Origin of the sequence: Nocardia sp. 852002-20019_SCH5090214 (assembly GCF_001665865.1) — a bacterium.
Classification (GTDB): domain Bacteria; phylum Actinomycetota; class Actinomycetes; order Mycobacteriales; family Mycobacteriaceae; genus Nocardia; species Nocardia nova.
Genome location: NZ_LZMK01000273.1, coordinates 124,600 through 135,875, shown reverse-complemented (window position 1 = coordinate 135,875; position 11,276 = coordinate 124,600). Strand labels below are relative to the sequence as shown.

Below are 11,276 nucleotides of genomic sequence, written 5' to 3'. Positions count from 1 at the left end.
GGCGGGCTGGTCGATCATCGACGAACTGCGCAAGCCGGAGAACGAATCCCGCGTCACCCGAACCGACGTCGCGCAGCCGGCCAACTTCCTCGTCCAGGTCGGGCTCGTGCGCGAGCTGGAGCAGTACGGCATCACCCCGGCCGCCATCGTGGGACACAGCGTCGGCGAGGTGTCGGCGGCGTATGTGAGCGGCATGCTGTCGCTGCGCGACGTCGGTTCGGGTGACGCGGGATTCGTTCTCCGGCTTGCGCAGTTCGTCGATGATCGACCAGCCCGCCAGGGCCCGGAACTCGGCATCGATCTCTGCCGCGGTCTCGGCGAACACACCACCGGCCGCGAGCAGTTCCCGTCCCATCCGCCAGTGCTGCGGGCCCATGCCGGAGAAGACGAAGACCGGTTCGGCCGCGCGCGACACGATGGTGCGGGACGCGTCGCGTCCCTCCCCCGCCGCATAGCTGCGCAGCTCCCGCACCAGGTCCTCGGTGGAGTCACCGATCAGGACGCCGGTGCGGAACGCGTGGTGCGCCATCCGCGTCCACGCCGCCTCGGCGAGGTGATCGGGGTCGGCTCCCGCGGTGATCAGGTCGGCGAATCGTCCGGCCAGCGCGCGGGCCGCGGCGGTGCTGCGGGCCGAGATGGGCAGAATGCCGAGGTGGCGGTGCGGCACGGCGGGCGCCGGGGTGGTACCGACGTATTCCTGCAGGATCGCATGCGCGTTGGTTCCGCCGTAGCCGAAACCGTTGACCGCCACCGACATCGGGCCGGCGTCGGCGGGCAGCGGCTGCGCTTCGGTCTGCACGTGCAGGCCCAGTTCCTCGAAGGGGATATCCGGGTTCTGCTTGTCCAGCCAGCCCTGCGGGGGCAGCGTGCGATGTGTGATGGCCAGCGCCGCCTTGATCACACTGGCGACTCCGGCGGCGGCCTCGGTGTGACCGATCGTCGCCTTGACCGACCCGACGCCGACCGACTCGGTGCGTCCGGCGGGTGCGCCGAAAACCTTTCCCAGCGCGCGCAATTCGACCGGGTCGCCGACGAGGGTTCCGGTGCCGTGCGCCTCGAGGTAGGTGATCGACTGCGGCGCCAGACCCGAGCGTTCACAGACGGTGCGGGCCAGCGCCTCCTGGGAATCGACATTCGGCACCGTGATGGCGGTCGTGCGCCCGTCCTGATTCGAGCCGGTGGCCTTGACCACGGCGTAGATGCGGTCGCCGTCGCGCACGGCGTCGTCGAGTTTCTTCAGCACCACCATGCCGGCGCCCTCGCCGCGGCCGTATCCGTCGGCGGAGGCGTCGAAGGATTTGCAGCGGCCGTCGGCGGCGAGGAAGCCGCCCTTGCACATCAGCACGAAGGTTTCCGGCTGCAGCATCACGTTCACGCCGCCGGCCAGGGCCACCCGGCAGTCGTCGTTGTCCAGGGCCTGGCAGGCCAGATGAAAGGCCACCAGCGACGACGAACAGGCGGTGTCGACGGTGAGCGCGGGCCCGACCAGATTGAGCGCGTAGGCGATTCGATTCGACAGCATCGTGTAGGACGCGCTCGCCGGAGTGTGCATATCCGTGTGGAACAGGGCCGGCCCGACCACGCCGATCACGGACTGGTCGACCACGAATCCGCCGACGTACACCCCGACCGAGGAACCGGCCGCGCGGCCGGCCATCCCGGCGTCGTCGAGCGCCTCCCAGGTGACCTCGAGCATCAGGCGTTGCTGCGGGTCCAGCACCGTCGCCTCCCGCGGGGAGATCCCGAAGAAGTCGGGGTCGAACTGCCACGGGTCGACGGTCATGAAGGCGCCGCGTTTGGTGTAGCTGCGGCCCGGGGTGCGGGGTTCGGGGTCGTAGTACCTGCGGTAGTCCCATCGATCCGCCGGCATCTCGACCACGCCGTCGCGCTTGTCGACCACGAAGTCCCAGAATGTCTCGGGCGAGTCGATTCCGCCCGCGAATCGACAGCCGATACCCACAATTGCAATATCCGACACGAATATCCTCCGGTCTCGCGTTCAGAGGCCACCGGCTGATCTCGGCGACTCACTCGTCTCTCTGCGGTCCTGGGCATTGACCGATGGCGCCCACGCTATTGACCGCGATCGAGGAAGGAAGAGATTCATTGCAGTTTTGGACCCTCCAACCAACAGCGCGCGGCGAATTTGTGATCCCGCCCAGCGGCTGCACCGAAATGTTCGGTGCCGGCTACCCGGCCACTGAACCCACAGTGCCGCAACAGTATTCGGTACAATCTCCGACGGCCGACCGGGACCTCACGGAGGGCTTTGCTCACCACTCACAAGAGCGACGGGCCGCGATTATGATCCGTCGGTAAATTGCTGTACATCGGCCGAATTCGCGCGTAACCCGTCCTATCTTTCCTCGAACGCTCATTTTCTTCAGGGAGCTGTCGGCCGCCCCCACGGCGATACGGCGGTTAATTTCCGGAGATTCCGCCGAAATTCCAGGTCCGGTCTCTCGGCGAGCGTCGCGAAACGACAGCCGAACCGATCCGCGCAAACAGTTGGGAGCCGGCACTTGTCCGCCGAATCGAATCACTGGGCCGATGTCGTGCTGCGCCGGCGGTTCACGGTGATCGGTGTGCTGGTGACGGGCCTGCTCGCCCTCGGCTGGTACGGGCTCGGCCTCGGCGCGCATCTCAGCTCCAGCGGCTGGGACGATCCGTCCTCGGAATCGGTGCGGGCCGCGCACGTCCACGAGCAGATCTTCGGGCGCGACCACAGCGCCGACGTGGTGCTGCTGTATCACGCGCCGCCCGGCACGACGATCGACGATCCGGCCTTCGCCGCGCCGATCGTGGCGAGCCTGAACAGTCTGCCCGATCGCTACCCGCGGCAGATCGACCGCGTGAACGGCGCGTACTGGCCCACGAGAACGGGTGTGGCGCTCCCGGATGTGTTCGGCTCCGCGGACCGTGAGCACGCCTTCGCCTCGATCGCCATCCACGGCGACAACCCCACCGAGCAGATGCGCAACTTCCGAGCCGTCGCGCACGCCTTCGATGTGCCGGGAGTGAATTTGGAGGTCGCCGGCGGGCAAGCGGTCGCCGGCGCACTGAACGACACCATGGCCCACGATCAGCAGCGCATGGAACTGTTCGCGATTCCCGCGGTGGCGGTGCTGCTGTTCTTCCTCTTCGGCGGTGTGGTGGCGGCGGCGCTGCCGTTGATCGTCGGCGGGCTCACCGTGCTCGGCGCCTGGGGGCTCATCCGCTTGCTGACCACCGTCACCGAGGTGAATTCCTTCGTCTCGCCGGTGGTTTCGATGGTCGGGCTGGGCCTGGCCATCGACTACGGACTGTTCGTGCTGAGCCGGTTCCGCGACGAACTCGCCGACGGCCGCGAGGTCGACGACGCGGTGCGGCGTGCCGTGGCGACCGCGGGCCACACCGTGATGTTCTCCGCGACCATCGTGGCCGTGGCCGCCGCCGGAATTCTGGTGTTCCCGCAGGGTTTTCTGCGCTCGTTCGCCTATGGCGCCATCATCACCATCTCGCTGGCCGCGTTCACCTCGGTCACGCTGCTGCCCGCGATGCTGGCGGTGCTCGGCCACCGGGTGGACCGCTTCGGCGTCTCCTGGTTTCGCCGGACCACGCCACCGGGCCGGGTTCCGGACAATCTCTGGGGGCGAATCGCCGACCGTGTGATGAAAAGGCCGCTGCTCGTAACGGTTTCGGTGGTAATCGGATTGCTGGTGCTGATCGCGCCGATCCGGGATCTGGCCTTCGGCGCGATCAACGAACGGTTCCTGCCACCGGACCATCCGACGCGGCTGGCCCAGCAGCACTTCGACGAGATCTTCCCGCTGCGCCGCATCAACCCGATCGACCTGGTGCTGATCACCTACGACCCCGCCGCCGCGGACACCGTGCTGGCCGAGGCAGGCCACGCCCCGGGCCTCGCGGCGCCGTTCCCCGCCTGGCTGCAACGGCCCGCGCAGTCCAGCGTTCTCACCACGCAAACGGTGCTCGCGCCCACCGCCGACAACGACGCGGCGATCGATTACCTGCGTTCGATGCCGCTGCCGAAGGGCGCCACCCTGTTCGTCGGTGGGCAACCCGCCATCGAGAAGGACAGTATCGACGCCCTCGTGCACCGGATACCGCTGGTGGTCGTCCTCGTATTCCTCGCCACCACCGCCCTCATGGCATGGAGTTTCCGGTCGCTGGTGCTGCCGTTGAAGGCCGCCGCGCTGAACCTGCTCGGGCTCGGCGCCACGGTCGGCATCCTCACCTGGATCTTCATCGACGGGCACGGCGCCGGGCCGCTCGGCTTCACCCCGCAACCGATCATGGCGCTGGTCCTGGTGGTGATCGTGTCGGTGATCTACGGGTTGTCCACCGACTACGAGATATTCCTGCTCTCCCGCATGGTCGAGGCGCGAGCCGCGGGCGCGTCCACCCGCGAGGCGATCCGCGCCGGCGTCGCCCACACCGGGCGCATCATCACCGCAGCCGCCCTGATCCTGCTGGTCGTCACCGGCGCCTTCGCGCTGTCGGATCTGGTGATGATGCAGTACATCGCCTTCGGCATGGTGGCCGCGCTGGTCATCGACGCGACGATCCTGCGCGTGCTGCTGGTTCCGGCGACGATGCGCGTGCTAAGCGACGCCTGCTGGTGGGCGCCGCGCTGGTTGCGCCGCGAACCGGGGCGGACGGCCGCGGACCACGAAGCCGACGTCGGGACAGACACTTTCGCGGACACCGACGACGCGCCTTCGCTGCCCGCGCCGGTGGCGAGCAACCGGTGACCGGTTGTGGCCATTTCGTTTCCGGTGCCCTGGTAGTGGCCAGTTGCCGACTCCAGCGAGGATGTCCGCCGCCGCATCGAGGGTCTCCTCGGTACAGTGGCGTCTGGTCTCGAATGGCTCGTCGCGCAGGCTTGTACCGGAAGAAGGAGATGCCGTGCCCGAACCCGCAGCCGTCCTCTTCGACATCGACGGCACGCTCGTCGACTCCAACTATCTGCATGCCGTGACCTGGCATCGAGCCTTCCGCGAGGTCGACGCGGACGTGCCGATCTGGCGGATCCACCGCAGTATCGGCATGGACGGCGACGAACTGCTGCGCACGCTCGCCCCCGACCTCGACAGCGAGACCGCCGATACCGCGAGCGATCTGCACAGCCGCTACTACCTCGACCGCGCCGACGAGTTGACCCTGCTGCCCGGCGCCCGCGAGATCCTGCGGCATCTGCACGACGCGGGTTTACGGGTCGTCCTCGCCACCTCCGCACCGCCCGACGAATTGGCCCGATTGCGCGACCTGCTCGATGCCGAGTCATGGTTGTACGCGGTGACCGGCGCCGAAGACGTGGAGACGGCCAAACCCGACCCGACCATCGTCCAGGTGGCGCTGGACCGGGCCGGGGTCACGCCGCAGCGAGCGGTGTTCGTCGGCGATACGGTCTGGGATATGCGCGCCTGCACGAAGCTGGGCGTGGCGGCCATCGGCGTCCTGAGCGGCGGAATATCCCGCGGCGAATTGACGGCCGACGGTGCGGCCTACGTCTGCGACGATGTCGACCATCTGCGCCGTGACCTGCGTCGCAGCCCGCTCGCGTCACTTCTCTGATCGTTTCCGGCGCCAATTCGTTACTGCCTCGAGAATCATGTCACCGTCGGGTGACACGACGCGCGCTGCGGCAACACTATGGACAAGTAGGCTTCGAATTCCGCACGGCGCGGCCTGGACCAGGCGACCGTGCCCGGAGCAGTGGCAGTGGCAGTGGCACAGCGGAGGATCACCGATCGATGACAGAAGAGTTCGACAGCGAGAGCTTGGCTGCCACCGAGCAATTTCTGAACCGGAACTACACGACCATGGAGATCGGCAATGCCACGGAGGTCCCGGTTCGCAGCCGGATCGCGCGCGACATGCTGGGCCAGGTGAGTCTCGACCGGCTCGAACTCGGATTCGATATGAGCTACGACGCCGATCCGCTGAACAAGATCTGCCTGATCGGGGTCGAAGCCGGATGGGTCGAGGAAGAATACGTCGACGCGGGCAACGATACGTTCGGGCCCGGCGAGATCGGAATTCTGACCCCGCCGGACCTGCCGTACTCCGGTGTCGTCCACCGGGCCGACTTCACCATCACGATGTTCGATCCGTCCCTGCTCGGCAGAGTCGCCTCGGGGAATCGGCCCGGAACCGCGGAGGTGGCCCTCACGAGCCATCGCACCGTCACTCCGGAGGCCGGCCATCGGCTCACCGCGGTCATCTCGCACATGCAGCAGCTCGCCGCCTCCTACGACGGTGACGTGCCGCCACTGGTGGCGGCCACGGCGTCGCAATATCTGGCGGCGACCGTACTGCACGCGTTTCCGAATACGGCCGGGCTCGAGGCGACCCCGGTCGATCGCCGAGACGCGCATCCGCTCACTGTGCGCCGCGCGATCGCGTACATGGAATCCCACATCCACGAGGACATCGCGGTGACCGACATCGCGGCGGCGGCCTATGTGACCGTGCGGGCGCTGCAGATCGCATTCCGCCGGCACCTGGACACCACGCCGACCGCGTATCTGAAGCGGATGCGGCTGCGCGGCGCCCATGAAGACCTGGTCGCGGGCAGTGCGGACGACGGCGACAGCGTGGCCGGCATCGCCGCCACATGGGGTTTCGGCCACCCCGGTCGTTTCGCCGCGCTCTACCGCCGCCACTACGGCCGCTCACCCGCCGCCACACTCGCCGGCTGAGCGCTGGACCGGGGCATATGCCGGTACAGGGCGTCCTCAGGACGGAAAACGAACGATTCAGTCCACTGTGCGTTCGAACGCGGGCAGCGGGCTCTACGCGTGAACATAATGATGCTTGTGCATAGAACGGACCCCCTTGCCGACCACACGACACCCGTGACCAGCGCGTCCGGCCGGATGCCGCAGGTCGGGTCGTTCCGGTTCTGGTTCGCCACCCGTCGCTGGGAATGGTCGGAGGAGGTGTACCGGATGCACGGGTACACCCCCGGCGGAGTCGTCCCGACCACGGAACTGCTGCTCGCGCACAAACATCCGGACGACCGCGAGGAGGTCGCCAAGACCATCGCCCGCGCGATCGAATTGGGCGAATCGTTCTCCAGCCGGCATCGGTTCGTCGATACCGCGGGCACCGTGCACAACGTGATGGTCGTCGCCGACCGGATCTTCGACGACGCCGGGCAGGTCGCCGCTACCGCCGGTTTCTACATCGACCTCACCGACACCCTCGCCGAGAACGAACGCGAAACCCTGTCCGCGACGCTGCCCGACGTGATCGAGAACCGCGCGGTGATCGAACAGGCCAAGGGCGTGCTGATGCGCATGTACCGCATCAACGCCGAGCAGGCGTTCAAGGTCCTGGCGTGGCGCTCGCAGGAAACCAACACCAAACTGCGTAATCTCGCCGCCCAGATCATCGAGGAACTTCCCCTCGTCGCGCCGCCGGCACCGGAGACCATCACCGCCTTCGACCACCTGCTGCTCACCGTGCACACCCGCATCCCGGGCGCGAAGGTCGGCGGCTAGCGGCGAGTTTGCCGACGCGCCGCCCGGGTATTACGCAGCGACCGCTTCGCACACCCGGAGGTGCTCGATGTCCGAACGATTCGACGACCAGAGCCGGCCCGCGAATCCGGAGCGCGAGGACGTCTCGCTCAGCGACTCGCCCGTGACCAACCGCAAGAGCCCGCTCCTGCTGGTGGTCACCATGATCATCGTGCTGGTCGTCATCGTGGTGCTGTTCGTGGTGCTGGGCTGAACGGTGGGGATGTCGCCGTCACACCCGCAGATCGAGGCCTGACTCAGCCGCAGCGCACGGATGCCGACCCGTCGTAGCCGAGTTCCACATCGTGGGTGATCCGGCCCGCTCCAACGGTGACGGTGCTGCTCACCGAGGGATATCCGCGCGCCACCACGGTGTAGTGACCGGCGGGCAGATCGGAGACCACGTAGCGGCCGTTGTGGTCGGTGCGAGCGGTGGAGATCCGATCGCCGCCGGCGTCCAGAACGGTCACCTCGGCGTTGGCGACCGCCTTGCCCTGCGCCTGGACGGCGCCGGCCAGGGTTGCCATCGGTTCCAGGTCGACGTCGTGGTGCAGCAGTCCGCTGTCGGGGATGGTGAGGGTGACCGCGGTGGGGTGCATCCGGTCGGCGACCACGACCAGGGTGTGGGTACCCGACGCGACGCCGCCGCAGCTGTAGCCGCCGTCGCCGCCGGTCACCGCTGCCCCGATCACCTCTCCGAGTGGGTCGGTGAGGGTAACCGTCGCTCCCGCAACGGGTTTCCCGTCACCGGCGCGGCGGACGGTGCCGGTGAGCTCGCCGGAACTCGGCAGCGTCAGATCCACGGTCTGGGCCACGGCGCCGGCGACGACGGTGACGGCCACCGGGCGATGCGCGGCGGCGGAGGCGATCAGCACATAGCTGCCGGGCGCCGGGGCGGGGAGGCGGTAGCTGCCGTCGGCTTCGCCCGTGGCGCGCGAAACCTGGTGTCCGCGTTGGTCGATCAGCGTCAGCGCCACATCCGGCACCGGCCGGCCGTTCTCGCGCCGGACGCTGCCACCGATGGCCCGGTCGTCGCCCGCCAGATCCACCGCCTGCGGCGCCGACACACCCGCGATTCCGGCGGCGACCGCGCTACCGTGCGGCGCGGCAGCCGGTTCCGGGTCCGACAGCTCCGCCGTCTCCGCGATGCCGTCCGATTCCGCGGCGACGGCCTGCGGCGCATGCGCGCGCACCGACGGAATGATCACCGCCGCCAGTGCGGCGAGCACGGAAACGCCGGCCAGGAACCAGAAGACCCGGGAGTACCCGGCATCCGCCGGCAGCCCGTGCGCGGTGGTGGCACCCGAGGTCAGCAGCACGGCCGACACCGCGCTGCCGATCGCACCGCCGACGGTGCGGACGTTGGCGTTCATTCCGGTGGCCGCGCCCGTCTGGGCGGGCGGCACCGCGGCGACGATGATGGCCGGCATCGACGAGAAGGCCAGCCCGATACCGACACCCAGCAGCGCACCGGCCAGGTAGATCTCCCAGCTGTGGTCGTGGCCGACGGCGAGCATCACGAACGCCGGGACGGTGATGACGCTGCCGATCAGCACGATCGCCTTGGGGCCGATGCGCGCCGCCAGCGGCCCGATCGACAGGCCGATCACGAACATCGCCACCGACAGTGGCAGCATGTACAGCCCGGACTGGGTGATGCCGGCGCTCAGGCCGTATCCCGCAATCGCTTTCGGGGTCTGCAGCAGCTGCGGCAGGAAGGTCATCATGGCGTACATTCCGGCGCCGGTCAGCACGGCCACCAGGTTCGTGGTCCACACCGCCGGAATCCGCATGGTGCGCATATCGATCAGCGGGGTGGTCGATTTCAGCTCGACCACGATCCAGGCGGCCGCCGCCACGACGGCCAGCGCGAACAGGCCGAGCGTCAGCGCCGAACCCCAGCCCCAGGACGGCCCCTTGCTCACCGCGAGCAGCAGCGCCACCAGCCAGGCCGACAGGAGAATCGCCGCGCCCCAATTGATATTGCCCGGACTGCGCACCGGTGATTCCGGCACGAACACTATCGCGGCCACCGCGGCGATCGCGGTGATGATCATCGGCACCCAGAACAGCCAGTGGTAGTTCAGATGTTCGACGATCGGGCCCGCCAGCACCAGCCCGAGCCCGGAGCCGACGGCGATGAGCGAGGAGGCGATCCCCACCGCGCCGTGCAGCTTCTTCGCCGGGAACTCGTCGCGAATGATGCCGAATGCCAACGGAATCACGCCACCGCCCAGGCCCTGGATCACCCGCGCCACGATCATCACCCCGACCGATTCGGTCAGCGCCGCGATCAGCGAGCCGACCGTCAGCGCGACCAGGGTGACGACGAGCATGCGTTCCTTGCCGACCTTGTCGCCGATCCGCCCGAGAATCGGCGTCGCCACCGAGGCAGAGAGCAGATATCCGGTCATCAGCCAGGTCGCGGTGCTCTGCGTGGTGTGCAGCGCCGGAATCAGCAAGGCCAGTACCGGAACGACCATCGACTGCAGCAGCGCGTAGGCGGAGATGCCGAGCAGCAGCACCGCGAAGACGACGTTGTAGTGCGGGCGGGATTTGACGCGCGCCACGGGTGGTTTCCTCCCCACGAGACGGAAGTGGAGTGAATCTCCGGTTAGAAACCCTAACAGGGATGTGAGGCAGTCCCCGACCGCGCGGACGTGATCTCGACCTCAGTAATCGGTAACCACGATGTTGCACGAAACCGCGTCGCACGGTCCGCCGATCCCTCACAATGAGGGCAAGGATGAGGGATTCGGCAGGAACTCGGGTATGCGCATGACCGCACAGCTGGCTGGAAACGGAAATCTGTCGGTTCTGCGCGCCGCATGTCTGAGTGCCGGCATGGAAGCGGGCGGCGCACAGGAGGTGCGGTTCGGCGCGGGTACCGGTTACCGGTTGCCCAGCGGGGTCGTGGTGCGCATCAGCCACCCGGATCATCGGCCCGAGGCGCGCCGGGAGATCGAGGTCTCCCGCTGGCTCACCGCCTCCGGCGTCGCCGCGCCGCACACCCTGCCCGACGTGCGTCAGCCGCTCGAAATCCAGGGCCGGACGGTGACCTTCTGGCAGGTTCCGCCGCTGTATCAGCACGGCGCGCTGGACGATATGGCGCAGGCGCTGCTGCGATTACACAGCCTGGCGCCGCCGACGACGTTCGCTCTCGGCCAGCTGCAGCCGTTTCGCGGAATCGCCGAGTTGATCGCCACCGCCGAGCTGTTCACTGCCGACGACCGCCGCTGGCTGCGCGAGCATCTCACCGAATTGCGCGGGCGGTGGGCCGATCTGCCGAGCGGGATGCAGTGGTGTGTCATCCACGGCGAGGCCTGGGGACGCGAATTCGCCGCCACCGTCGACCACGACGTCCTGATGCTGAACTTGGAGAACATGTCGATCGGCCCGCCGGAATGGGATCTGGTACCGACCGCGATCGCCTACGCCTCGCTGGGCTGGATCACCAGCGCGCAGTACGCCCGGTTCTGCAACGCCTACCACCTCGACGTCCTGCGGTGGCCGGGATTCTTCCTGCTGCGCGACATCGTCGAGTTGCGGATGACGATGGATGCCGTCCGCGCCGCCGTCGCCGACCCGGTTCACCTCCACCAGGCACGCTGGCGGCTGGCCTGTATCCGCGGCGACGAAGGTCCGCGGCAGTGGCCGGGCTGGGCGCCCCTGCACTGAAACCGTCTGGCCCTCACGCGGTTTCCCCCTTGCGCGAGCACGCGACGCCTCTCGCCCACAGATCAGAGCACC

Annotated in this window: 7 protein-coding genes and 2 pseudogenes; 7 read left to right on the top strand and 2 right to left on the bottom strand. The window is 68.1% G+C overall.

Going from position 1 to position 11,276, the window contains the following annotated elements; all coding sequences use genetic code 11:
- Positions 1-220, top strand: a pseudogene (locus A5780_RS43185) (acyltransferase domain-containing protein); the annotation flags it as partial.
- Here A5780_RS43185 and A5780_RS21560 read toward each other — a convergent pair.
- A pseudogene (locus A5780_RS21560) lies at positions 203-1,978 on the bottom strand (type I polyketide synthase); the annotation flags it as partial. The pseudogenes A5780_RS43185 and A5780_RS21560 overlap by 18 nt on opposite strands.
- A 544-nt stretch (positions 1,979-2,522) precedes the next feature.
- Here A5780_RS21560 and A5780_RS21555 point away from each other — a divergent pair.
- The 5 genes from A5780_RS21555 (at position 2,523) to A5780_RS40120 (ending at position 7,740) form a co-directional block, all read left to right on the top strand.
- Positions 2,523-4,754 carry an MMPL family transporter gene (locus tag A5780_RS21555; protein WP_064909404.1) on the top strand — a complete coding sequence of 744 codons (2,232 nt, stop codon included), beginning with the start codon at positions 2,523-2,525 and terminating at the stop codon, positions 4,752-4,754.
- 154 nt (positions 4,755-4,908) lie between these two features.
- Complete coding sequence (locus tag A5780_RS21550) at positions 4,909-5,577, top strand: HAD family hydrolase (protein ID WP_063012813.1); 669 nt, start codon at positions 4,909-4,911, stop codon at positions 5,575-5,577.
- Between the two features lie 179 nt (positions 5,578-5,756).
- Positions 5,757-6,704 carry an AraC family transcriptional regulator gene (locus tag A5780_RS21545; protein ID WP_063012815.1) on the top strand — a complete coding sequence of 316 codons (948 nt, stop codon included), beginning with the start codon at positions 5,757-5,759 and terminating at the stop codon, positions 6,702-6,704.
- 177 nt (positions 6,705-6,881) lie between these two features.
- Complete coding sequence (locus A5780_RS21540; RefSeq protein ID WP_231983043.1) at positions 6,882-7,508, top strand: PAS and ANTAR domain-containing protein; 627 nt, start codon at positions 6,882-6,884, stop codon at positions 7,506-7,508.
- Between the two features lie 67 nt (positions 7,509-7,575).
- Positions 7,576-7,740, top strand: coding sequence for a hypothetical protein (locus tag A5780_RS40120; RefSeq protein WP_156511305.1), 165 nt, complete (start codon positions 7,576-7,578; stop codon positions 7,738-7,740).
- A gap of 43 nt (positions 7,741-7,783) precedes the next feature.
- Here A5780_RS40120 and A5780_RS21535 read toward each other — a convergent pair whose 3' ends face one another.
- Positions 7,784-10,096, bottom strand: coding sequence for an MFS transporter (locus A5780_RS21535; RefSeq protein ID WP_064909402.1), 2,313 nt, complete (start codon positions 10,094-10,096; stop codon positions 7,784-7,786).
- Positions 10,097-10,298: 202 nt separating this feature from the next.
- On the opposite strand from A5780_RS21535, the gene A5780_RS21530 reads away from it, so the two are divergent.
- Positions 10,299-11,204 carry a phosphotransferase family protein gene (locus tag A5780_RS21530; RefSeq protein WP_227462956.1) on the top strand — a complete coding sequence of 302 codons (906 nt, stop codon included), beginning with the start codon at positions 10,299-10,301 and terminating at the stop codon, positions 11,202-11,204.
- The last annotated feature ends 72 nt before the right edge of the window (positions 11,205-11,276 follow it).

Coding starts and splice junctions, on each gene's coding strand:
- A5780_RS21545 (WP_063012815.1), top strand. CDS start 5,757: ATGACAGAAGAGTTCGACAGCGAGAGCTTGGCTGCCACCGAGCAATTT.
- A5780_RS21540 (WP_231983043.1), top strand. CDS start 6,882: ATGCCGCAGGTCGGGTCGTTCCGGTTCTGGTTCGCCACCCGTCGCTGG.
- A5780_RS40120 (WP_156511305.1), top strand. CDS start 7,576: ATGTCCGAACGATTCGACGACCAGAGCCGGCCCGCGAATCCGGAGCGC.
- A5780_RS21530 (WP_227462956.1), top strand. CDS start 10,299: ATGCGCATGACCGCACAGCTGGCTGGAAACGGAAATCTGTCGGTTCTG.